The sequence below is a fragment of the Polaromonas jejuensis NBRC 106434 genome (assembly GCF_001598235.1).
Taxonomy (GTDB): domain Bacteria; phylum Pseudomonadota; class Gammaproteobacteria; order Burkholderiales; family Burkholderiaceae_C; genus Polaromonas; species Polaromonas jejuensis.
In genome coordinates this window covers 275646-297592 of sequence record NZ_BCYO01000004.1, presented here as the reverse complement: position 1 = coordinate 297592, position 21947 = coordinate 275646, and the positions used below count along the sequence as shown (strand labels likewise).

Annotated in this window: 22 protein-coding genes and 1 tRNA gene; 11 read left to right on the top strand and 12 right to left on the bottom strand. The window is 59.6% G+C overall.

Features of this window, described 5'->3' with window-relative positions:
• Window positions 1-67: 67 nt before the first annotated feature.
• A tRNA-Asn gene (locus PJE01S_RS07610) sits at window positions 68-143 on the bottom strand.
• Window positions 144-444: 301 nt separating this feature from the next.
• On the opposite strand from PJE01S_RS07610, the gene aat reads away from it, so the two are divergent.
• From aat to PJE01S_RS07595, 3 genes are all read left to right on the top strand, one after another.
• The gene (gene aat / locus PJE01S_RS07605) at window positions 445-1203 is read left to right on the top strand and encodes a leucyl/phenylalanyl-tRNA--protein transferase (protein WP_068832541.1); all 759 of its coding nucleotides are present in this window, start codon (window positions 445-447) and stop codon (window positions 1201-1203) included.
• Window positions 1200-1949: an arginyltransferase gene (locus PJE01S_RS07600; RefSeq protein WP_068832540.1), complete on the top strand. Its 750-nt coding sequence runs from the start codon at window positions 1200-1202 to the stop codon at window positions 1947-1949. The genes aat and PJE01S_RS07600 overlap by 4 nt, the downstream gene beginning before the upstream one ends.
• 104 nt (window positions 1950-2053) lie before the next feature.
• A complete protein-coding gene (locus PJE01S_RS07595) occupies window positions 2054-2833 on the top strand; it encodes an IclR family transcriptional regulator (RefSeq protein WP_068832539.1) in 780 nt (259 codons plus the stop codon).
• A 120-nt stretch (window positions 2834-2953) separates the two neighbouring features.
• Here the strand turns inward: PJE01S_RS07595 and pbpG are convergent, their stop codons facing one another.
• From pbpG to PJE01S_RS07560, 7 genes are all read right to left on the bottom strand, one after another.
• On the bottom strand, window positions 2954-4015 hold the full coding sequence (gene pbpG, locus PJE01S_RS07590; protein WP_068832538.1) for a D-alanyl-D-alanine endopeptidase: 1062 nt from the start codon (window positions 4013-4015) through the stop codon (window positions 2954-2956).
• 205 nt (window positions 4016-4220) lie between these two features.
• Window positions 4221-5759: a 2-isopropylmalate synthase gene (locus PJE01S_RS07585; protein WP_068832537.1), complete on the bottom strand. Its 1539-nt coding sequence runs from the start codon at window positions 5757-5759 to the stop codon at window positions 4221-4223.
• 52 nt (window positions 5760-5811) lie between these two features.
• Entirely contained in the window at window positions 5812-7506 is a 1695-nt protein-coding gene (gene leuA, locus PJE01S_RS07580; RefSeq protein ID WP_068832569.1) for a 2-isopropylmalate synthase, read from the bottom strand.
• A gap of 177 nt (window positions 7507-7683) precedes the next feature.
• Window positions 7684-8496 carry a CDP-diacylglycerol--serine O-phosphatidyltransferase gene (pssA, locus tag PJE01S_RS07575; protein WP_068832536.1) on the bottom strand — a complete coding sequence of 271 codons (813 nt, stop codon included), beginning with the start codon at window positions 8494-8496 and terminating at the stop codon, window positions 7684-7686.
• A gap of 281 nt (window positions 8497-8777) precedes the next feature.
• Window positions 8778-9794 carry a ketol-acid reductoisomerase gene (ilvC, locus tag PJE01S_RS07570; protein ID WP_068832535.1) on the bottom strand — a complete coding sequence of 339 codons (1017 nt, stop codon included), beginning with the start codon at window positions 9792-9794 and terminating at the stop codon, window positions 8778-8780.
• A gap of 98 nt (window positions 9795-9892) precedes the next feature.
• On the bottom strand, window positions 9893-10384 hold the full coding sequence (gene ilvN, locus PJE01S_RS07565; RefSeq protein WP_068832534.1) for an acetolactate synthase small subunit: 492 nt from the start codon (window positions 10382-10384) through the stop codon (window positions 9893-9895).
• Window positions 10385-10500: 116 nt separating this feature from the next.
• Window positions 10501-12279, bottom strand: a complete 1779-nt coding sequence (locus PJE01S_RS07560) for an acetolactate synthase 3 catalytic subunit (RefSeq protein ID WP_068832533.1) — start codon at window positions 12277-12279, stop codon at window positions 10501-10503.
• Window positions 12280-12605: 326 nt separating this feature from the next.
• Between PJE01S_RS07560 and PJE01S_RS07555 the strand changes: the two genes are divergently transcribed.
• The 6 genes from PJE01S_RS07555 (at window position 12606) to PJE01S_RS07530 (ending at window position 16141) form a co-directional block, all read left to right on the top strand.
• Window positions 12606-13172, top strand: coding sequence for an RNA polymerase sigma factor (locus PJE01S_RS07555; protein ID WP_068832532.1), 567 nt, complete (start codon window positions 12606-12608; stop codon window positions 13170-13172).
• Window positions 13169-13615 (top strand): DUF3619 family protein, encoded by a 447-nt coding sequence (locus PJE01S_RS07550; RefSeq protein WP_068832531.1) that lies wholly within the window; start codon window positions 13169-13171, stop codon window positions 13613-13615. Before PJE01S_RS07555 ends, PJE01S_RS07550 begins: the two co-directional genes overlap by 4 nt.
• A gap of 71 nt (window positions 13616-13686) precedes the next feature.
• Window positions 13687-14382, top strand: a complete 696-nt coding sequence (locus PJE01S_RS07545; protein WP_245660664.1) for a DUF3106 domain-containing protein — start codon at window positions 13687-13689, stop codon at window positions 14380-14382.
• A gap of 87 nt (window positions 14383-14469) precedes the next feature.
• Window positions 14470-15012 (top strand): RDD family protein, encoded by a 543-nt coding sequence (locus tag PJE01S_RS07540; protein WP_281178573.1) that lies wholly within the window; start codon window positions 14470-14472, stop codon window positions 15010-15012.
• Between the two features lie 36 nt (window positions 15013-15048).
• Window positions 15049-15507 carry a diacylglycerol kinase gene (locus tag PJE01S_RS07535; RefSeq protein WP_084389414.1) on the top strand — a complete coding sequence of 153 codons (459 nt, stop codon included), beginning with the start codon at window positions 15049-15051 and terminating at the stop codon, window positions 15505-15507.
• Window positions 15508-15550: 43 nt separating this feature from the next.
• Complete coding sequence (locus PJE01S_RS07530; RefSeq protein ID WP_068832528.1) at window positions 15551-16141, top strand: LOG family protein; 591 nt, start codon at window positions 15551-15553, stop codon at window positions 16139-16141.
• Between the two features lie 197 nt (window positions 16142-16338).
• On the opposite strand, the gene PJE01S_RS07525 is transcribed toward PJE01S_RS07530, so the two are convergent.
• Both PJE01S_RS07525 and PJE01S_RS07520 read right to left on the bottom strand, forming a co-directional pair.
• Window positions 16339-16677 carry a P-II family nitrogen regulator gene (locus PJE01S_RS07525; RefSeq protein ID WP_068832527.1) on the bottom strand — a complete coding sequence of 113 codons (339 nt, stop codon included), beginning with the start codon at window positions 16675-16677 and terminating at the stop codon, window positions 16339-16341.
• 86 nt (window positions 16678-16763) lie between these two features.
• On the bottom strand, window positions 16764-18452 hold the full coding sequence (locus PJE01S_RS07520; protein WP_068832526.1) for an NAD+ synthase: 1689 nt from the start codon (window positions 18450-18452) through the stop codon (window positions 16764-16766).
• 44 nt (window positions 18453-18496) lie between these two features.
• Here PJE01S_RS07520 and PJE01S_RS07515 point away from each other — a divergent pair, with 44 nt between their 5' ends.
• Both PJE01S_RS07515 and PJE01S_RS07510 read left to right on the top strand, forming a co-directional pair.
• The gene (locus PJE01S_RS07515; protein ID WP_068832525.1) at window positions 18497-19765 is read left to right on the top strand and encodes a GNAT family N-acetyltransferase; all 1269 of its coding nucleotides are present in this window, start codon (window positions 18497-18499) and stop codon (window positions 19763-19765) included.
• Window positions 19762-20091: a hypothetical protein gene (locus PJE01S_RS07510; RefSeq protein ID WP_068832524.1), complete on the top strand. Its 330-nt coding sequence runs from the start codon at window positions 19762-19764 to the stop codon at window positions 20089-20091. The genes PJE01S_RS07515 and PJE01S_RS07510 overlap by 4 nt, the downstream gene beginning before the upstream one ends.
• A 91-nt stretch (window positions 20092-20182) precedes the next feature.
• Here PJE01S_RS07510 and PJE01S_RS07505 read toward each other — a convergent pair whose 3' ends face one another.
• Together PJE01S_RS07505 and folE2 are read right to left on the bottom strand one after the other, a co-directional pair.
• A complete protein-coding gene (locus tag PJE01S_RS07505; protein WP_068832523.1) occupies window positions 20183-20905 on the bottom strand; it encodes an FAD-dependent oxidoreductase in 723 nt (240 codons plus the stop codon).
• Window positions 20906-20907: 2 nt separating this feature from the next.
• Window positions 20908-21771, bottom strand: a complete 864-nt coding sequence (folE2, locus tag PJE01S_RS07500) for a GTP cyclohydrolase FolE2 (protein WP_084389413.1) — start codon at window positions 21769-21771, stop codon at window positions 20908-20910.
• Window positions 21772-21947 lie beyond the last annotated feature (176 nt).

The following is a 21947-nucleotide window of genomic DNA, read 5'->3' as shown; positions in this document are numbered from 1 at the left end:
GACCAAGCACAACGACCTGCACTTAGGATACAAAGGCCTTGCACTTTCGCGCAAGGCCTTTTTTATCTGGCTCCTCAACCTGGGCTCGAACCAGGGACCTACGGATTAACAGTCCGGCGCTCTACCAACTGAGCTATTGAGGAATGAAGCCTCAAATTATAGCGTGATTTTTCACGTTTTCATATTCTCGACCGATCGTTCGACTCTTTCTTTGCAAGCCAGCACGGCGACATAGCGTTCCCCTCTCAACAAACTCAGCAAATAACCCCATCACAGCCTTTAATTTATATGGACCTATAGCTATCGAATTTATAGCACTTACATGCAAGCACCTGACAATGGGATTAGCAAAGCTCCCACAAAAAAACTTGCGCAGCTACCATTGCCCCATACCAACCGAGATGGATTCGTTTTTTTGATCCGCTCAATCAAACCGTCCAAACCATGAGAAAGCCACCGCGCCCCATACCCTGGCTTGCTGCCGGGGAAAGCTTTCCGCCTCTGCAAAGTGCTTGGGGCTACCAGGACCCCGCGCCTGGCCTGCTGGCGGCTGGCGCAGCCTTGGACACTCCCACCTTGGTTCATGCCTACTCACAAGGCATCTTCCCGTGGTTCAGTCTGGGCCAACCCATACTATGGTGGAGCCCCGATCCTCGCATGGTGCTGCAGACCGCCCACTTCAAGCTGCACCGAACCTTGCGAAAGAGCCTGAATAGTTTCCGAAAGGATTCGCGCTGCGAAATAAGGTTTGACAGCGCCTTTGAGCAAGTCATCAACGCCTGTTCAAGCAAGTCTCGAGCAGGCCAGCCTGGGACCTGGATTGTTCCCGACATGGTGCAGGCCTACTGCGCATTGCATAGTGCAGGGCATGCCCACAGCGTGGAAACATGGATAGATGGCGAGCTGGCTGGAGGCCTTTACTGTGTCAATCTGGGGCGTGTGGTATTTGGCGAATCCATGTTTGCACACCGAAGCAACGCCTCCAAGATCGCACTGGCCGCACTGGTGGCTTTTTGCCGTGCGCAGCATATCCCGCTGATCGACTGCCAGCAAAACACCCCGCATCTGGCATCGCTCGGAGCGGCCGAAATCAGCCGGGCAGAATTCGTATCGCATCTTGCCCGGAACATCAATAAAAGCGCCCCACACTGGTTGTTCGAGCCCGTATACTGGACTCAGATTTTGACGCCGACACCACCGTGACGCACCTCAAAGACCTGCCCCTGCAAACCTTGCAGTTTTATGCAACGGCGCCCTACCCTTGCAGTTACCTGCCGGGCAAACAAGCCCGTTCGCAGGTCGCCACGCCCAGCCACCTCATCCATAACGATGCCTATTCGGACCTCGTGACCAACGGCTTCCGTCGCAGCGGCATGTTCACCTACCGCCCTTACTGCGATGGATGCCAGGCCTGCGTACCGCTGCGCGTGCCTGTCAACACGTTCAAGGCGGATCGCAGCCAGCGCCGTGCCTGGAACCGACATCAGACGCTGCATGCACGCATCCTCAAATTGTGTTTCATGCCAGAGCACTACCAGCTCTACCTGCGCTACCAGAACGGCCGCCATGCCGGTGGCGGCATGGACCATGACAGCATTGATCAATACACGCAATTCCTGCTGCAAAGCCGTGTGAACTCACGCCTGGTGGAGTTTCGAGAAAGCCTTCCCAACGGTGAGGCCGGCGCGCTCAAGATGGTCTCCATCCTTGACGTGCTGGAAGACGGCATTTCTGCGGTCTACACGTTTTATGACCCGGACGCCCGCGCCAGCTACGGCAATTACAGTGTGCTCTGGCAAATAGAGCAGGCCAAGCGCCTTGGCCTGCCCTATGTATACCTGGGCTACTGGATCGCCGAAAGTCAGAAGATGAATTACAAGACCGGGTTCCGGCCCAATGAAATATTGCTTGATGGGCGCTGGGTGCTCTCCACCAGTACGGCGACATAAGACGACCAGGCAAGCGCGCCGATCAACGGGACAGCAGACCCTGAAACAGCCTCAGTGGAAGTGCTTTATTTCACAGTGTAAAATTCGGGGCAGAAAGTCTGCACATGAAAAAGCCCGACAGCACCGTTCCCGCCACCCCAACCGTTCAAGTCATCGAACGCATGTTCACCTTGCTCGAGATTCTGGCCAATCGCGAGGAGGCGGTGTCACTCAAGGAGATCAGCGAAAAATCCGGGCTTCACCCCTCCACGGCGCACCGTATCCTGAACGATCTGGCGACGGGGCGCTTTGTGGACCGTCCGGTTGCCGGCAACTACCGGCTGGGCATGCGTCTTCTGGAACTGGGCAATCTCGTCAAGGCCCGACTGAATGTCCGCGATGCCGCCCTTGCGCCCATGCGCGAGCTGCACAAGCTGACCCAGCAACCCGTCAACCTGAGCATGCGCCAGGGCGATGAAATCGTGTACGTGGAGCGTGCCTACAGCGAGCGTTCCGGCATGCAGGTGGTGCGTGCGATCGGCGGCCGGGCGCCGCTGCATTTGACCTCCGTGGGCAAGCTGTTCCTCGCCTTCGATGATCCTCAGCGCTTGCGAACCTATGCCACGCGCACCGGCTTGTCGGGACAGACCCGTAACAGCATCACCCAGCTGCCTGTCCTGGAGCGTGAGCTCTCGAAAGCACGGCAATACGGTATCGCACGCGACAACGAAGAGCTGGAACTGGGAGTGCGCTGTATGGCCGCCGGCATCTACGACGACCAGAACAGGCTGGTCGCCGGCCTGTCCATTTCAGCCCCGGCCGATCGACTTGATGAGCACTGGCTGCCCAAACTGCAGGCGACGGCCAATGAGATTTCAGCCGCGCTGGGCTACAAACCCAAATAAAAAAGGCCCCGACCGCTCGTATCCTCTGCGTTAGCAGCTATAGATACCATAGCAATCGGAAGCCTCAGCTTATGCCGTCGTTTGAAGCCCGAACGGCAAGATCGACCTCAACAGTTAACCTTAGCCATCGATCTGCTTGGCTGACGCGCTGATTTGGACCTTATGCTCGGCCACGGGATTGGACTCTACCCAGCGACGCACACGCTCGGCATCGCCCAAGCGGCTCAGCTTGCCGGCGGAATCCAGAAAAACCATGATCAGCTTGCGGCCGGCAATTTTGGTTTGCATCACCAGGCACTGGCCAGCTTCAGAGATATAGCCGGTCTTCTGCAGCCCGATGTCCCACTCCGGATTTTTCACCAGACGGTTGGTGTTGTTGTACTGCAGCGTACGCTTGCCGACGGCAACCTGGTAACCCGGCGAGGTCGTCAGTTCGCGCAGCATGGGGTCGCCATGTGCGGCATTGACCAGCGTGGCCAGATCCTGTGCGCTGGACTGGTTCCGGCTGGACAGGCCTGTTGGCTCCACATAGCTGGTGTCGTTCATGCCCAACATCTTGGCTTTGGCGTTCATCAGACTGACAAACGTTGCCAAGCCGCCGGGGTAAGTACGACCCAAGGCATGCGCCGCACGGTTTTCGCTGGACATCAGGGCCAGATGCAGCAATTCTCCGCGCGTCAGCGTAGTGCCCACACGCAACCGTGAACTGCTGCCTTTTTCGGTATCAACATCATCCTGTGTCACCGTGATCATTTCGTCCATCGGCAACTTGGCGCCACTGACGATGACACCGGTCATCAATTTGGTCAGCGATGCAATAGGCAGTACCGCATGGTCATTTTTGCTAAGCAGCACTTCACGCGTGTCCTGGTCAATGACCAGGGCCACGCTGGATTTCAGGTCCAGCGGATCCTGTGCACTGTGCAGGCCGGCGATCTGGCCAAAAGACGGTTTGGCGGGAATATAAGCGTGAATAACGCTTTGGCGCCGGCCTGCAGCTTCAAAGCGCATGCTTTTCCGGGTGGCCACCACCTTTTTGGAGGCGGCTGCCTTCGTGACGTGGTGCTTTTTCACAATCACGCGCTTGGCAGTGGCAGCATCGGCCGCCGGGACTGCAAATGCCGCAGATAGAGCCAGGAATCCAACGATTTTTAATGCACGATTGAAAATCTGATTAGACATGGTGGTTATTGCCTGCATGGAATTGCAATGAAAAGAATGCCTGAAGTGTATCCAAATAGAAAAAGTCACGCAATATCAAAAACTTGCGTGACTTTCCTAAAAAAACGCTCAGTTGACGGTGTTTTTGACGACGAAACCGCCATCCGCACCAGACAATCCATCTAAGTCATTGAATTTAAAAGACAATTTACAACAACTCGACGCATCAACCCTGCGCAGCAACCCGGTCAGCTTTGCTTTCAAGTTTATTTAACGCGCTAAGGTAGGCTTTCGCCGACGCCACCACGATATCGGGATCGGCCCCCACGCCATTCACCACGCGACCGCTGTTTTGCAGGCGTACCGTCACTTCGCCCTGGCTCTCCGTGGAGCCGCTGATGGCGTTCACGGAATAGAGCACCATCTCCGCACCGCTTTTGACGAGTGACTCGATGGCCTTGAGGGAAGCGTCGACCGGCCCATTGCCGTCCGATTCGCCTTTGACTTCCTTGCCTGCCACGGTGAACACCACGCTCGCCTGAGGGCGCTCGCCGGTTTCACTGTGCTGCGACAAGGACACAAAGCCGTACTGGTCGCTCTCATGAGCCGCGCCGTCATCACTGACCAGCGCAAGAATGTCTTCGTCAAAAATCTCGCTTTTCCGGTCGGCGAGGTCCTTGAACCGGGCAAAGGCGTTGTTGATGTCGGCTTCACTTTCCATCGCAACGCCCAGTTCCAGCAAACGCTGCTTGAACGCATTGCGGCCGCTCAACTTGCCCAGCACGATCTTGTTGGCGGTCCAGCCCACATCCTCCGCACGCATGATCTCGTAGGTGTCGCGCGCCTTGAGGACACCATCCTGATGGATGCCGGAAGCATGGGCGAAAGCATTTGCGCCCACCACGGCCTTGTTGGGTTGCACCACAAAACCGGTGGTCTGGCTGACCATGCGGCTGGCCGCGAGGATGTGGTGCGTATCGATGCCCAGCTCAAGACCAAAGTAGTCCTTGCGCGTTTTGACGGCCATTACCACTTCCTCAAGCGAGCAGTTGCCGGCACGCTCACCCAAACCGTTGATGGTGCATTCCACCTGCCGTGCACCGCCAATCTTCACGCCTGCCAAGGAGTTGGCGACCGCCATGCCAAGGTCGTTGTGGCAATGCACGGACCAGATCGCCTTGTCGCTGTTGGGGATGCGTTCACGCAGGTTTTTGATGAAATTTCCATACAGCTCGGGAATGGCATAACCCACCGTGTCGGGCACGTTGATGGTGGTGGCGCCCTCGCTGATCACGGCTTCGAGGACCCGGCACAGGAAGTCAGGGTCAGAGCGATAGCCATCTTCCGGGCTGAACTCAATGTCCGCCATGAGGTTACGTGCGAAGCGCACCGAGAGTCTGGCTTGCTCAAACACCTGGTCAGGCGTCATGCGCAACTTCTTCTCCATGTGCAGCGGGCTGGTTGCCAAAAACAAATGCAGGCGACCCGAATTCGCCGGCTTGAGCGCTTCAGCCGCACGCGAAATATCGCGGTCGTTGGCACGGGCCAGCGAGCAAATGGTGGAGTCCTTGATGACTTCCGCAATGGACTTGACACACTCAAAATCGCCGTTGGAGCTGGCGGCAAAACCGGCTTCAATCACGTCAACCCTCAGCCGCTCCAGCTGGCGGGCAATCCGCAGCTTCTCATCCTTGGTCATGGAAGCGCCGGGCGACTGCTCGCCGTCGCGCAAGGTGGTGTCAAAAATGATGAGTTTGTCGGTCATGGGGGCTCCTGCTGCGCTGGGCGCTCTGGGTTTTGAGTGATCGTGAAGAGGGTCAATGCGTGATGGTAGCTTCGCCGGCAGGCTGGCCGACCCTGCTGCGCTGCAGGCCTGAGACGATGGCCTTGAGCGATGCCGACACGATGTTACCGTCCATGCCGACGCCAAAAAGCGTCTGGTCGTTGATGCGCAATTCCAGGTAGGCCACGGCCTGTGCGCCCGCGCCGGCCCCGATGGCATGCTCGTGGTAATCCAGCACGCGAAGGGTGTGGCCCGTCGCCTCCGCCAGGCCCGCCACAAAGGCATCTATGGGCCCGGTGCCCGTGCCTTCAATGGGGTGGCGGCGGTCCGCGAGCTGAACCTCCGCCTTGATATGGAAGGATTCGCCACCGGTTTTTCCGGTCTCTTCAATCACCAGGCGCTGTGGCGCGGCAATGGTTTGCACGCCGTATTCCTTTTCAAACAGCGCAAAAATATCTTTCCCCGTCAATTCCTTGCCGGTCGCGTCCATCACGCCCTGCACCACCTGGCTGAACTCGATTTGCAGACGGCGCGGAAGTTCAAGGCCGAACTCGCTTTCAAGCAGGTAGGCGATGCCGCCCTTGCCCGACTGGCTATTGACGCGAATGACGGCCTCGTAGCTGCGGCCCAGGTCTTTTGGGTCGATCGGCAAATAAGGCATGTCCCAAACATCGCCGTCCTTGCGCGCGGCAAAGGCTTTTTTGATCGCATCCTGGTGCGAGCCCGAGAACGATGTGTAGACCAGATCGCCCGCGTAGGGATGGCGGGGATGCACGGGCAACTGGTTGCAATGCTCCACCGTGCGGCGGATCTCGTCAATTTCGGAGAAATCCAGCCCGGGCGACACGCCCTGCGTGTAAAGGTTGAGCGCAATGTTCACGAGGTCCACGTTGCCGGTGCGCTCGCCGTTGCCGAAGAGGCAACCTTCAATCCGGTCGGCGCCCGCCATCAAGGCCAGTTCGCCGGCCGCGGTGCCCGTGCCGCGGTCATTGTGGGGATGCACCGAAATCACGATGGCGTCGCGCCTGGCCAGGTGGCGGTGCATCCATTCCATCATGTCCGCAAAAATGTTGGGGGTGGAATGCTCCACCGTGGACGGCAGGTTGATGATGCATTTGCGTTCGGGTGTCGGCTGCCAGACCTCGGTCACGGCATCGACAACGCGTTTGGAAAAAGCCAGTTCGGTGCCCGACCACATCTCTGGCGAGTACTGGAAGGTCCACTGCGTACCGGGCTGCTCGGCGGCCAACTGCTGGAAGAGGCGCGCATTGTCGGTCGCGAGCTGAACGATCTCGTCCTCGTCCATGCCCAGCACGACACGGCGCATGACCGGGGCGGTGGCGTTGTAGAGGTGAACAATGGCTTTTTTGGCGCCTTTGAGCGATTCGAAAGTGCGACGAATCAGCGGCTCACGCGCCTGGGTCAGCACCTGGATCGTCACATCGTCGGGAATCAACTTGCCATCTATCAACTGGCGGAGAAAGTCGAACTCCACCTGGGAGGCAGAGGGAAAGCCCACTTCGATTTCCTTGAAGCCGATCTTCACCAGGGTCTCGAACATCCTGAGCTTGCGGGGAATGTCCATGGGCTCGATCAGCGCCTGGTTGCCGTCACGCAGGTCCACGCTGCACCAGATGGGCGCCTTTGTCAGCACGGCATCGGGCCAGGTGCGGTCGCCCAGCCGGACTGGCGCGAAGGGTTTGTATTTGCTGGAAGGTGTTTTCAACATGGTCATCTCGTCAACCCCAAAGATTACAAAAAAACCAGCAACCCAAAAACAAAAACGGCCCGTTGCTGGTGCAAACGGGCCGTTGAATCAGGTGTACGCGTGCGCTACCGTCTCCGCCCGTTGGCAGATAGCAGTAGTGCTAGCGAAATTCGTTTCATGCGGTCAATGTACCACAATTTATTTGTGAAGGCCGCGCTCATCCGGCTCGTCGGTGGACGTGGAGATCACGCTGGTCTGCAAGCCCTTGGCTTTGCGCCAGCCATACAGCACATAACCTGACAGGCCGTAAAGTACAAACAGCCCAAACAACACGGTCGGCGGGTGAATATTGATGATAGCAATCGCCAGCGCAATCAGCACGATGACGACAAACGGCACGCTGCGCTTCATCTGCACGTCCTTGAAGCTGTAAAACGGCACGTTGGTCACCATGGTCAGGCCGGCGTAAAGCGTCAGAGCGAAGGTGACCCAGCGCACTTCCACGCCACTGATGCCTGCGTCAGTCATCAACCAGATAAAACCCGCCACCAGGGCGGCGGCGGCCGGCGAAGGCAGGCCCTGGAAAAAGCGCTTGTCAACCACGGCCGTATTGACATTGAAGCGGGCCAGGCGCAATGCGGTGCAAGCGCAGTAGACAAAGGCGCCTATCCAGCCCCAGCGCCCCAGGCTGGTCAAGGCCCATACGTAAGCGATCAATGCGGGGGCAGCCCCGAAAGACACCATGTCCGACAGGGAGTCCATCTGCTCGCCAAATGCGCTCTGGGTATTGGTCATGCGGGCGACCCTGCCGTCCAGGCTGTCGAGCACCATGGCGACAAACACGCCGATAGCGGCCTGATCGAACCGCCCGTTCATGGCCATGACGATGGCATAAAAGCCACCAAACAACGCGGCCAGCGTAAACAGGTTGGGCAATATGTAAATGCCCTTGCGGCGCTTGCGCGGCACGACCTCTTCGGTCATTGAAGCGGCCTCTTCGCCATCATGCATAAAATCACTCCCCACGCACGACTGGTGCGCGCAAATAGCTATCAAATAAATAGCAAATCAATCGGCAGGAACGCTGCACGGAAATCAAACCCCGTCTGGAAAATGCCCCTTGGTGCTCCGGATTCAAGGATACCAAGTCCGATGCCCCGACAAATTCAGTGCGCCATCTAGCCATCTACCATGGGCGTTCATACTCCCGCCATTTTTGTTCACCATTAAAAAAGCCGCGCAAGACCCTTGCGCGGCTTTTTTGCAGGACGAGTCCTGATTAGACCCGAAAATCAGTTGCGGGACTGGTCGACAAGCTTGTTTTTCGCGATCCAGGGCATCATGGCGCGCAGCTTCTCGCCCACGACTTCGATCTGGTGCTCAGCGTTCAGTCGACGGCGGCTGATCAGCGTTGGTGCGCCAGCGGCGTTTTCCAGCACGAAGCTCTTCGCGTATTCGCCGGTCTGAATGTCCTTCAGCACAGCGCGCATGGCGTTCTTGGTGTCCTCGGTCACGATGCGCGGGCCGGTCACGTACTCGCCATACTCGGCGTTGTTCGAGATGGAGTAGTTCATGTTGGCAATGCCGCCTTCGTAGATCAGGTCCACGATCAACTTCAACTCGTGCAGGCACTCGAAGTAAGCCATTTCTGGGGCGTAGCCGGCTTCCACCAGCGTTTCGAAGCCAGCCTTGATCAGCTCAACCGTACCGCCGCACAGAACCGCCTGCTCGCCGAACAGGTCGGTTTCGGTTTCTTCGCGGAAGTTGGTTTCGATGATGCCAGCCTTGCCGCCGCCGTTGGCCATGGCGTAGGACAGTGCCAGGTCACGGGCCTTGCCGGACTTGTCCTGGTGCACAGCCACCAGGTGAGGCACGCCGCCGCCTTGCGCGTAGGTACCGCGAACGGTGTGACCGGGCGCCTTGGGAGCCACCATCCACACGTCGAGGTCAGCGCGAGGCTGGACAAAACCGTAGTGCACGTTGAAACCGTGTGCAAACACCAGCGATGCGCCTTGCTTGATATTGGGCGCCACGTCATTTTTGTAGACCGCAGCGATTTGCTCGTCGGGCAACAAAATCATGACCACATCAGCGGCCTTGACGGCATCAGCGACTTCCGCCACTTGCAAACCGGCTTTTTCAACCTTGGGCCAGGAAGCGCCACCCTTGCGCAGGCCGACCACGACCTTCACGCCGCTGTCGTTCAGGTTCTGAGCGTGGGCATGGCCCTGGCTGCCGTAACCAATGATGGCTACAGTCTTGCCCTTGATCAAGCTCAAATCACAATCTTTGTCGTAAAAAACTTTCATCTGTCGCTCCTAAGTAATCTCAAATAAATCAGAAAAATAAGTTCATCAAATCCGGCAAAACCGCCGCAAGCGATGTCCCAGCCTTGTTTTCGGCAACCTCAAACCCTCAGAATTCGCTCGCCCCGGCCAATGCCGCTTGAGCCGGTTCGCACCGTTTCCAGGATTGCACTGCGGTCAATGGCCTCCAGAAACGCATCGTTTTTGGATTGGTCGCCCGTCAATTCAATCGTGTAACTCTTTTCGGTCACGTCAATAATCCGCCCGCGGAATATATCAGCCATGCGCTTCATCTCCTCGCGCTCCTTGCCGACCGCCCGCACCTTCACCATCATGAGCTCGCGCTCGGTGTAGGCACCTTCGGTCAGGTCGACCACCTTGACCACTTCAATCAAGCGGTTCAGGTGTTTCGTGATCTGCTCGATCACATCGTCCGAACCGGTGGTTTGAATCGTCATGCGCGACAGACTGGCGTCCTCAGTCGGTGCGACGGTCAGGCTTTCAATGTTGTAGCCGCGGGCCGAGAACAGGCCGACGACGCGGGAAAGAGCACCCGGCTCGTTTTCCAGCAAAACTGCAATGATGTGTTTCATATAAGAAGATTCCTCTTTTCGCTGCCCTCCCCTGCGCACGGTAATGCGCAGGCTCGGCAGGCAATAGATTCGTCAGGGTGACGGTTAATGAATGAACTTCAGCGACTTGAATGTCATTAAAGGTCTTCCGACCCCAGCAACATTTCATTGATGCCCTTGCCGGCCTGCACCATCGGAAACACGTTTTCGGTGGGGTCGGTCCGGAAGTCCATGAACACCGTCCGGTCTTTGAGCTTGCGCGCTTCGCGCAGCGCGGGCTCCACATCCTGCGGTTTTTCAATCAGCATGCCCACATGGCCGTAGGCTTCGGCCAGCTTCACAAAATTAGGCAACGCGTCCATGTAGCTGCTGCTATAGCGGCCCGCATATTCGATTTCCTGCCATTGACGCACCATGCCCAAATAGCGGTTGTTGAGTGACACGATCTTGACCGGCGTGTTGTATTGCAGGCAGGTTGACAACTCCTGAATACACATTTGAATCGAACCTTCGCCCGTAATGCAGAACACTTCCGAGTCGGGTTTGGCCAGCTTGATGCCCATGGCATAGGGAAGGCCCACGCCCATGGTGCCCAGGCCGCCCGAGTTGATCCAGCGCCGTGGCTCGTCAAACTTGTAATACTGCGCCGCCCACATCTGGTGCTGGCCCACGTCAGAGGTGATGTAGGTGTCCACCCCCTTGGTCATGTTGCACAGGGTTTCAACCACGTACTGTGGTTTGATCACGTCGCCGTTGCCAAGGCTGTACTTCAGACAGTCGCGCTTGCGCCAGCCTTCGATGGTGTCCCACCAGCCGCCCAGGGCATTGGCATCGGGCTTGAGACCGGACTCCTTGATCATGGAGATCAACTCGGTCAGTACGTCCTTGACATCGCCCACGATGGGAATGTCGACCTTGACGCGCTTGGAGATGCTCGAAGGGTCAATGTCGATATGAATGATCTTGCGTTCGTTTTGTGCGAAGTGCTTGGGGTTGCCAATCACGCGGTCGTCAAACCGGGCGCCCACGGCCAGCAGCACGTCGCAGTGCTGCATCGCGTTGTTGGCTTCAATCGTGCCATGCATGCCCAGCATGCCGAGGAATTTCCTGTCGCTGGCCGGGTAAGAGCCCAGGCCCATCAAGGTGTTGGTGCAGGGGTAACCCAGCATGTCCACCAGCGTGCGCAGCTCCTGCGAGGCATTGCTGAGGATCACGCCGCCACCGGTGTAGATGTAGGGGCGTTTGGCCGTCAGCAAGAGCTGCAGCGCCTTGCGGATTTGTCCCGCGTGGCCTTTGCGCACGGGGTTGTAGGAGCGCATTTCAACGCTCTGCGGATAGCCGGTGTACAGCGTTTTGTTGAAAGACACGTCCTTGGGGACATCCACCACCACCGGGCCAGGGCGGCCGCTGCGGGCGATATGGAAGGCCTTTTTCATGGTTTCGGCCATCTGACGCACGTCCTTGACCAGGAAATTGTGCTTGACGATGGGGCGCGTGATGCCCACGGTGTCGCATTCCTGGAAGGCATCGAGGCCAATCGCCGCCGTCGGAACCTGGCCGCTGATGATGACCATCGGGATACTGTCCATATAGGCGGTGGCAATACCGGTCACGGCATTGGTCAATCCCGGACCGGAGGTGACCAGCGCCACGCCGACATCACCGGTGGCACGCGCATAGCCATCGGCGGCGTGCACGGCGGCCTGCTCGTGGCGTACCAGCACATGCTGGATCGTGTCCTGCTTGTAAAAAGCGTCGTAGATGTGGAGAACTGCGCCGCCCGGATAACCCCAGATGTGCTTGACACCTTCGGCCTGGAGCGCCTTCACGAGGATTTCTGCGCCCCGGAGTTCCTGAGGGTTGGTAGTGGCAGATGCGGCTGCCGCGGAAGCAATTTCCGCCTTGGAGATTTCCATGATGAACCTTTGTGAATTTCTCTAACGAAATACCTTGGGTGCCTCTTCGCCCACTCTCGTGAAGCGGCGTCGAAACTTGAGACCAGGACCATAAGCAGAAACATAATCCGCCGAGCCATGACCCGTTTGCCTTTTGAATTGCAGCCATATTATGACATTTCGCGTTGCACAATGGCCGCACAGGCCGAAAAGGCGCCCGGCCGGGCTGGCCGTGATGCGATAATTTTCCAGCTGTATCCTCGAATAGCAAGCCTGGTGCGCATGACTTGAGCGGCATCGGCAGACCGCAAGCACGACAGCGCTGGACGAACCGGAAAACCATACCGTTGGCAACTGAACAAGAACTATCTGATTTCCTGAAGAACGTTGAAAAACGGGCTTTCAAACGCAGCATTTACCACGTGCGGGACGAGGAGGCTGCGCTTGACATCGTTCAGGACAGCATGATGAAACTGGCACAGCACTATGGCGACAAGCCCGCCTCCGAGCTGCCCATGCTGTTCCAGCGGATTCTGTCCAATACCACGCTGGACTGGTTTCGCCGCCGCAAGACCCGGAACGCCCTTTTTTCCAACATGAGCGACTTCGAATCGGCCGGAGAAGACGGCGATTTTGATCTTTTGGAAACTTTGGAGACCCTGACCAACTCAGAGGGAACAGAAAGCGCCCAGGACGCCACGGAGCGGGCGCAGATATTGCACCAGATTGAGTTGCAGGTAAAGGAGTTGCCCGGCCGTCAACGGGAAGCGTTTCTGATGCGTTACTGGGAGGAAATGGATGTGGCGGAAACCGCGGCAGCCATGGGTTGCTCGGAAGGCAGCGTCAAAACACACTGCTCCCGCGCGGTTCAGGCCCTCAGTAAAGCGCTGAGTGCCAAAGGGATAAAACTATGACTAATTCACTACAGCAAAGAGCAGACATCCTGCAAGAGCGTTTCGGCCTGAAAGCCGCCTCCTACCTGTCCGAAGGCGTGGCTGACCTGCCTTACGACATTTCGGAGCGCCTGCGTGCCGCCCGCTCCCGGGCTATTTCCCAGCGCAAAATTGCAAAAACCGAAACCGCTGGCGGCGTGGTCAACGCTGGCGGTAGCGCGGCACTCAGCTGGGGCTCGGATGACGGCCTGAGCTGGTGGTCCCGCATTGGCTCGGTGCTGCCGCTCATTGCCCTGGTGGTTGGCCTGCTCGTCATCAATTCGATCCAGAACGACAACCGCGCCCGGGAGCTGGCCGAGGTGGACGTGGCACTGCTGACCGATGAGCTGCCCCCGGCCGCATTCGCGGACCCCGGTTTTGTCCAGTTCCTCAAGGCCACACGCCAGGCACCCACCGTCCAATGACCGCGCACGCAGTCTTTACCTCTGCGCCATTGCCCCCCAAATCCCGCCGCCAGCCCCGGGGAATGAGGCAGATGCCGGCGGCCCGTGTTTTGAAGGCGCTGCTGCTGGCGTCCAGCATCCTGCTGGCCTTCAGTGCCGCCAGCTTTGCCCAAGCCCCCAAGCCAGCTACGGCCCCCAGCGCGCCCGTAGCGGGCAAGGCTTCCGTCGCCGCATCCGCCAAAGCGGCACCTTCCGGTCCCTCCTGGGCGGAACTCACGCCCATGCAACAGCAGGCGCTCATGCCGCTGGCTTCCAGCTGGAACACCACCAGTGAGCCGCAAAAGCGCAAATGGCTGGAAATCTCCAAAAACTACCCTTCGCTCTCCCCCGAAGGCCAGGCCACCATGCACAGCCGCATGAACGAGTGGGTCACCCTCAGCCCGCAGCAGCGCGCCCAGGCACGACTTAACTTTGGCAAAACCAAGGAGCTGTCCAAGCAATTGACACCCGAAGAGAAGAAGGCCAAGTGGCAGACCTACCAGGCCCTGAGCCCCGAAGAAAAGCAGAAGCTGGCGGCCAAGGCCAGCCCCAAGCCGGCTGGCGCCGCCACGGCCGTCAAGCCCGTGTCGCCACAAAAGCTGGCCGCAGTCCCGCCCCACAACGGCAAACCAGGCGTCAAGGCTGCGCCTAAAATCACGCCTTCCCCTGCGCCGGCAGCCGCCAGCCCGGCCGTGCCGCCGGCTGGTCAAACGGCCGCCGACATACCTGGCGCGGTACCCCAGCACTGACGACGAACCGCCAGGGTGCAGCTGGCCCGGTTTTATTCCTCAATCAGTGCTGCAGCCCACGGCTGTCGCCAACTTACAGCTACAAAATTGATAGTTCCCAATCCACAAACACCGTCCCTCCCCCGGCGCATGGCCTGCTGGATGTACGAAGGCATGCTGATGTTTGGCGTGGCCTTCATCGCCGACTACCTGTTCAGCACCCTGAGCCAGACCCGCCACGCGCTGGACAACCGGCATGCGCAGCAGGCCTTTCTGTTTGTCATTTTCGGCATCTATTTCGTCTGGTTCTGGGCCAAAGGCCAGACGCTGGCCATGAAAACCTGGAACATCCGCGTGGTAGATGTGCATGGCGCACCCATCACCCAAACCCGCGCCTTGCTGCGCTATGCCTTGAGCTGGCTGTGGTTTTTGCCGCCGCTGGCGCTGAGCTGGCTGCTGAATTTGCCGGCCCGGGAAGGGGCTGTATTGACCCTGGGCTGGGTGCCTATCTGGGCAATTCTGGCGCGTTTTCATCCGCAAAAGCAGTTCTGGCACGACGCCTGGGCCGGCACGCGGCTGGTCACCTGGGTGGCTCCCGCCAAAGCGAAGCGCCAGGCAGGCAGCAAGGCCACCGCACCCGATCAGCCCTGAGCGCAAACTGCCACAAAGCTGCGAGACAATCCCCTCATGACCGAACCCGTCCCGCTTTCAACGCCCACCTCAGCCCCTCCACCAAATAGCGCCGGCAACCCCCTGCCCGGCGATGCGCCGGTCAACCCGCAAAAAAGCCGCAAGGGCCTGAGCCGCGTCTGGCATGCCGCCGGCTACTCCATGGCCGGACTGCGCGCCGGCTGGAACGAAACGGCTTTTCGCCAGGAGGCCATCGCCTCCATCGTGCTGATTCCCGCCGCCTTCTGGCTGGGCCGCAACTGGGTGGAAACCGTTTTGCTGGCCGGCACGGTCGTTCTCATCATGATTGTCGAGTTGCTCAACACCGGCATAGAAACCGCCATCGACCGCATAGGCCCCGAATGGCACGACCTCTCCAAACGCGCCAAGGACATGGGCAGCGCCGCCGTGCTGCTGAGCCTGCTGCTCTGCGCGGGCACCTGGGCGATGGCGCTGTTTCACCGTTTTGCCGCCTGATTTTCGAAGTGCCCCGATCAACGCCATGACTGAACCGACCCCTATGAAACAACCCGCCTTTTCATTGTGTGTGTACTGCGGCTCGCGCCTGGGCAACCAGGCAGAATTCGCCGCGGTGGCCCGCCAGATCGGCACCTGGATCGCCACACATGGCGGCCAGCTGGTTTACGGCGGCGGCCACAACGGCCTGATGGGCATCATGGCCGACGCGGCCCTGGCCGCGGGCGGCCGGGTGATTGGCGTGATTCCCAAGGCGCTGGTGGAAAAGGAATGGGCCCACACCGGCTGCACCCAATTGCACGTTGTCGACAACATGCACGAGCGCAAGCGCATCATGGCCGAGCATGCCGATGCCTTTTTGGCCCTGCCCGGCGGCATTGGCACGCTGGAAGAATTTTTTGAAGTCTGGACCTGGCGCCAGCTGGGCTATCACAACAAGCCCGTGGGCCTGCTCAATCTGGGCGGCTATTACGACAGCCTGCTGAGCTTCCTGCAGTCGGCCGTGACGTCCGGCTTCATGTCGGACTGGCAGATGGGGCTGATCCGCACCGGCAGCGAAGTAGAGCCGCTTCTGGAGGCGCTGGTTCAGGCTGCCGGCATGACAGCGCCCACCGATCGGCTGGACCAGATCTGACACAACCCACCCAAGCGCTGCGGCCAGCGAACGCAGCGAAGGGCCGCCCGCAAGAAAAATCTGCCCCCTCGGGGGCAGGGAGCTACACGCAGTGAACGACCGTGGGGGCTACCGCGCCGCGAAGGGCCGCCCCGAGCAAGCGACGGCCCCCTCGGGGGGCAGGGAGCTACACACAGTGAGTGACCGTGGGGGCCCAATCAGACCGCGGTTTCGTCTTCTTCCCCGGTGCGGATGCGCACCACGCGCTCCACGCTGGTGATGAAAATCTTGCCGTCACCGATCTTGCCGGTGCGTGCCGCACGCACGATGGCATCGACGCAGCGTTCCACGTCGCCCTCCTTGACGACCACCTCCACCTTGACCTTGGGCAGGAAATCCACCACGTACTCGGCACCGCGGTACAGCTCGGTGTGGCCCTTCTGGCGGCCAAAACCCTTGACTTCGGTCACGGTCAGGCCGGTCACGCCGCATTCGGCCAGCGCCTCGCGGACTTCTTCGAGTTTGAAGGGCTTGAGGACGGCGGTAATTTGTTTCACTGAGATTGCTCCGTAGGTCTAAAGTATGAATTTTAAGAATGCTTGGAATGTAACGCGGATGAAAAAACTGCGCCCGGCCTGGCGGCTTATGCCCGAAATTTGCTGGTGATCGGATAGCGCCAGTCCTTGCCGAAGCTGCGGTGCGTGACCCGGATGCCGACGGGCGCCTGGCGGCGCTTGTACTCATTGATCCTGATCAGTTGGGCCACGCGCACGACCAATGCGCGGTCAAACCCGGCGGCGACGATGGCCTCCACGCCCTGGTCGTTCTCCATGTAGCGCTCCAGGATCGCGTCCAGCACCTCGTAGGGCGGCAGGCTGTCCTGGTCGGTCTGGTCGGGGCGCAGCTCGGCGCTGGGTGGCCGCGTGATGATGCGCTCGGGAATCGGGTTGAGGCCTGTGCCATAAGGATCGTTGGCATTGCGCCAGCGCGCCAGGCGGAAGACCGAGGTTTTCAGCAGGTCCTTGATGACCGCGAAGCCGCCCGCCATGTCGCCGTACAGCGTGCAGTAGCCGGTGGCCATTTCGCTCTTGTTGCCGGTGGTCAGCACAATCGAGCCGAACTTGTTGGACAGCGCCATCAAAAACACCCCGCGAATGCGCGCCTGGATGTTTTCTTCGGTGGCGTCTTCCTTCAGGCCCTTGAACTCATGGGCCAGCGAGGCCTTGAAAGCTTCAAATTCGGGAACGATGGAAATCTCGTCGTAGCGCACCTTCACGCGCTGGGCCATCTCGCGCGCGTCCAGCCATGAAATATCGGCCGTGTAGGGCGAAGGCATCATCACCGCGCGCACCTTGTCGGCGCCCAGGGCATCCACGGCAATCGCCAGCACCAGCGCCGAGTCAATGCCGCCGGACAAGCCCAGAATCGCCCCCGGAAAGCCGTTCTTGCCAAGGTAGTCGCGCACGCCCAGCACCAGCGCGTCCCACAGGTCGGCCTCGTTGCTGCGCTCGGGTTCAATATTCGCTATCAATTTAATAGCTTCCTGCACCCGCTCTGCCTGGGCTACAAACAGATTCTCCTTGAAACTCTCGGCCCGCCCGGCCAGCGTGCCATCGGCCTGCAGCGCAAACGAGTGGCCTTCAAACACGATTTCGTCCTGCCCGCCCACCAGGTGCGCATACACCAGCGGCAGGCCGGTCGCCAGTGCCCGCTTGCGCATCATCAGCTCGCGCTCACCGCCCTTGCCCACGTGAAAGGGTGAGGCGTTGATCACCACCAGCAGCTCGGCGCCCGACGCCTTGGCCAGCCGCGCCGGCTCCTCGAACCAGGCGTCCTCGCAGATCAGCAGGCCGACACTGATGGCCTCGGCCCCCTCGCCGGCCTGAAACACGCAGGTGCCCTGCCCCGGCGTGAAATAGCGGCGCTCGTCAAACACCTGGTAATTGGGCAGTTCGCGCTTGGCGTAGGTCTCAATGATGCGGCCCTCGCGCAGCACCCTGGCGGCGTTGTGGCGCTGCTGCACTTCCACGCTTTTGGTGCGCAGGCCCTTGCCGTTGTCGCCGTGGGTGGGCGTGCCCACCACCACCGTCAGGCCTTTTAACCCGGCCAGCTCATGGGCCACCCGATTCACGGCATCATCGCAGGCTTGGATAAACGACGGGCGCAAAAACAGGTCTTCGGCCGCATAGCCGCAAATCGCCAGCTCGGGCGTCAGCAGCAGCCGCGCGCCGTCCGCATAGGCCGTGCGGGCCGCATCAATGATTTTTTGCGCATTGCCCGGCATGTCGCCCACGCAGTAGTTCAGTTGGGCAACGCAAATTTTGAGTGGCATGTAGAAATCAACCCCAGAACAGCACAAATAGCACAATAAGACACGTGAAAAACAGCTCAAACGATTATGTCATCCGCGTGCTGGATTCGCCGCTGGAGGTCCCTGGCGAGCAGTGGAATGCGCTGCTCGCCGCGCAGAGCCCGGACGGCGCCCCCAGCCCCTTCATGCGCCACGAATACCTGGCCGCGCTGCACGAAAGCGGCTGCGCCGCGCCAGACACCGGCTGGACGCCGCGCTTTGTCACGCTCTGGCGGGGCAGCACCCTGGCGGGCGCTTGCGCCCTGTATCTCAAGGACCACTCCTACGGCGAATACGTGTTTGACCACGCCTGGGCCAATGCCTACGCGCAGCACGGCCTGGCCTACTACCCCAAGGCCGTGGTCGCCGTGCCCTTCACGCCCGTGCCCGGCGCCCGGCTGCTGGCGCGCAACGCCGCCGAGCGCCTGCGGCTGCTCAAGGCGCTGCTGGCCTGGTGCGAGGAGGAAAAACTGTCGTCGCTGCACCTGCTGTTCAGCGCCGACGAAGACGTAGCGGCCTGCGAAGAAGCCGGACTGATGTTGCGCCATACCGTCCAATTCCACTGGCAGAACAATAGCTACCGCGACTTCGACGACTTCCTGATGTCGCTGAGCCAGGAAAAGCGCAAGAAAATCCGCCAGGAGCGCCGCAAGGTGCTTGACGCCGGCATCAGCTTCCGCTGGTCGCTGGGCAAAGACATCAGCAACGCCGACTGGGATTTTTTCTACCGCTGCTACGAGCGCACCTACTACGAGCACGGCAACGCGCCCTACCTCAGCCGCGACTTCTTCCGGCGCATGCAGGACAGCATGCCGGAGAACTGGCTGCTGTTTGTCGCCGAGCACACCGGCGCGGGCGGCAAACGCCAGCCAATTGCTAGCAGTTTGATAGCTATCAGCGCATATCCGGAAAGGGCTGGAGGCCAAAACAACGCACAAGATGCCTCGTCAGGCCTGACCGCCTACGGCCGCTACTGGGGCGCGCTGGCCCGTGTGGACTGCCTGCATTTTGAAGCCTGCTACTACCAGCCGCTGCAGTGGTGCATAGACCATGGCTTCCAGCGTTTTGAAGGCGGCGCCCAGGGCGAGCACAAGATGGCCCGCGCCCTGCTGCCGGTGAAAACCACCAGCGCGCACTGGCTGGCGCATCCGGCGTTTGCGGATGCAGTCGAGCGCTTCCTGGAACGCGAAGGCGCGGGCATAGACAACTACCTGGACGATCTGGAAAGGCGCAGCCCCTTCAAGGCGCCCTCCCCAGCGGCCCCGGCAACAAAATCAGCAAGGAACACCCCATGAGTGAAAAAGCCCAAACCTATACCGTCAAAATGGTCGATGCCACCGGCCTGAGTGCGGCCCAGCGCAGCGCCGCCGAACTGCGCTTTCGCATGGCGCTGGAGCTTGGCGTCGGCGGCCCCGACTATGTGGTGCCCGCGCTGCAAGCCTGCATGCTGGCACGCTCGCTGCTCGGCGACCTGACACCCGAAGAGCTCGCTGAAGACGATTACAGCGCCGAGCGCGAAGTGATTGCCCTGTGGGAAAACGCCGAAGACAAGGCCATCATGACCGCGCTAAAGCCCCTGAACCGGGACATGGGCGATGCGCGCTTCGAGATCAATATCTAAAAGACCTTCTCGCTTCTTTTTTGATAGCTAATTGCGTCCAAGCCAATTGGGCTAGCGCGCTATTTCTCTTGAAAACTGTAGCGACGACTGCTCAGTACCCGTAAAACTCCTCGCTGCGAATGTCGTCGTCATTGACACCGACGCGATTTAACACCTCGCGCATGGCCGCGACCAGGCCGGGAGGTCCCGCTGCATAAAAAACCGGTTTCTGAAGACCGTTCATGGTTTTTCTTAACAGCTCTTTGCTGATGTGACTGGTTTCCCCCTGCCACGGCCTATCGGATTTATCCATCTCCGTCATGGTCGGCAACAGCTGGAAATTGGCGTTCTGCCGCGCAAGGTTTTGCAGTTCCAGAAGAAACGCCGCATCTTCGGGACGCCGATTGGAATAGAGCAGCACCATCTCCTGCGGCAGTCGATCATGCGTCGCCTGGCGCAGCACGCTCATGAACGGGGTAATGCCAATGCCACCCGCGATGAATATCGCCGGCCGCGCGCGCTCGTTATGCAGGGTAAGGGAACCGAAAGGCCCTTCTATTTCCACCTGCCCGCCAATGGGAAACATCTTGAGTGCCCGCTTGAAAACGCTGTCGCGCATGCGTGTCGCGATCACCAGCTCGTTCTCAAACGGCGCGTTCACGAGAGAAAATGCATGCCGTTGGTTTGCCCCGTCGGCCGCCACGGCGGCGGGAAGAATCAGATCAATCGCCTGACCGGCCTTGAAAGCAAAGTCGGTTGGCCGCTGAAAATGAAACGCCATCGTGCCGCCGGCCACTTCCTCGCGTGCCTGTAGTCGTACCTGGCAGGTATTCATGTCTAGCCTCCAATCGCTGAACAATGCGCATGCGCCTCCACTTGCCGCTTGACGCCGCGGGCAGGACCTAGCTTCACGATTCTGGCGAAGGCGGAGTGGTTGTGTATCGATTCGAAGTTTTCCGCTTCGACCACGTACGCCCCTACCCGGGGATCCCGGTCCAGTGCCACGGCAACGTCACGCACCAGGTCCTCGACAAATTTGGGATTGTCGTAGGCGCGCTCGGTCACATACTTTTCGTCCGGCCGCTTCAACAGGCCGTAAACCTCGCAGGAGGCGCTGCCTTCGGCGATGGCAATCAGTTCCTCGATGGCCATATCATCCTCCAGCCCGACCTCAATGGTGATATGCGAGCGCTGGTTGTGGGCGCCGTAAGTGGAGATTTCCTTCGAACAGGGACAGAGGCTGGTCGCCGGCACCATCACCTGCATCGAGAAGGCACAGCGTCCGGCCTCCGACACCGCCCCGCGCCAGCGCACGTCGCAATCAAGCAGGCTTTTGACACCCGAGACTGGCGCGGTTTTTTGCACGAAATACGGGAAACACATTTCAATCGCGCCCGTGCGTGCCCCCAGCCTATCCAGCATATTGAACACCATGCCTCTGTATCCGGCCGGATCCAGTGCATCAGCCTGCGCTTCCAGAAGTTCAAGAAAGCGGGACATATGGGTCCCCTTGTCGCTGGCGGACAAACCCACGGCTAATGCCAGCGTGGCAATGGTCGGCATGGGTTTGCCACCCGAGGTAATGCTCAATGGATACCGCACACCTTTGACCCCGACATCGTCGATGCGGAGGTTGCGGTCATCGACTTGCGATTGAACATCCGGAATTTCCGACAAGTTCAATGGTTCACGTGCACTCATGTTCATCCTTTCGGCGCCGTGCGCCCAAGGCCGTGCGGCGAAGCACGGCGAATAATGTTTGTTAGCATTAGATGGTCGGGGAGCCTGTGGCGTTACGGATTTTTCTGTCGTGCGATGAGCCCAAAGGCATTGCCCCGCCAAACGTCACGGTCTGTTCCCTGGGTAGGGACTAAAAA

Excerpts from the sequence above, each read along its gene's own strand:
- PJE01S_RS07530 (WP_068832528.1), top strand. The coding sequence starts at position 15,551 with ATGAAACAACCCGCCTTTTCATTGTGTGTGTACTGCGGCTCGCGCCTG.
- PJE01S_RS07505 (WP_068832523.1), bottom strand. The coding sequence starts at position 20,905 with ATGAATACCTGCCAGGTACGACTACAGGCACGCGAGGAAGTGGCCGGC.
- ilvC (WP_068832535.1), bottom strand. The coding sequence starts at position 9,794 with ATGAAAGTTTTTTACGACAAAGATTGTGATTTGAGCTTGATCAAGGGC.
- PJE01S_RS07595 (WP_068832539.1), top strand. The coding sequence starts at position 2,054 with ATGAAAAAGCCCGACAGCACCGTTCCCGCCACCCCAACCGTTCAAGTC.
- leuA (WP_068832569.1), bottom strand. The coding sequence starts at position 7,506 with ATGTTGAAAACACCTTCCAGCAAATACAAACCCTTCGCGCCAGTCCGG.
- PJE01S_RS07520 (WP_068832526.1), bottom strand. The coding sequence starts at position 18,452 with ATGCCACTCAAAATTTGCGTTGCCCAACTGAACTACTGCGTGGGCGAC.
- PJE01S_RS07510 (WP_068832524.1), top strand. The coding sequence starts at position 19,762 with ATGAGTGAAAAAGCCCAAACCTATACCGTCAAAATGGTCGATGCCACC.
- aat (WP_068832541.1), top strand. The coding sequence starts at position 445 with ATGAGAAAGCCACCGCGCCCCATACCCTGGCTTGCTGCCGGGGAAAGC.
- pssA (WP_068832536.1), bottom strand. The coding sequence starts at position 8,496 with ATGCATGATGGCGAAGAGGCCGCTTCAATGACCGAAGAGGTCGTGCCG.
- folE2 (WP_084389413.1), bottom strand. The coding sequence starts at position 21,771 with ATGAGTGCACGTGAACCATTGAACTTGTCGGAAATTCCGGATGTTCAA.
- PJE01S_RS07560 (WP_068832533.1), bottom strand. The coding sequence starts at position 12,279 with ATGGAAATCTCCAAGGCGGAAATTGCTTCCGCGGCAGCCGCATCTGCC.
- PJE01S_RS07585 (WP_068832537.1), bottom strand. The coding sequence starts at position 5,759 with ATGACCGACAAACTCATCATTTTTGACACCACCTTGCGCGACGGCGAG.
- pbpG (WP_068832538.1), bottom strand. The coding sequence starts at position 4,015 with ATGTCTAATCAGATTTTCAATCGTGCATTAAAAATCGTTGGATTCCTG.
- PJE01S_RS07545 (WP_245660664.1), top strand. The coding sequence starts at position 13,687 with ATGCCGGCGGCCCGTGTTTTGAAGGCGCTGCTGCTGGCGTCCAGCATC.
- ilvN (WP_068832534.1), bottom strand. The coding sequence starts at position 10,384 with ATGAAACACATCATTGCAGTTTTGCTGGAAAACGAGCCGGGTGCTCTT.
- PJE01S_RS07550 (WP_068832531.1), top strand. The coding sequence starts at position 13,169 with ATGACTAATTCACTACAGCAAAGAGCAGACATCCTGCAAGAGCGTTTC.
- PJE01S_RS07535 (WP_084389414.1), top strand. The coding sequence starts at position 15,049 with ATGACCGAACCCGTCCCGCTTTCAACGCCCACCTCAGCCCCTCCACCA.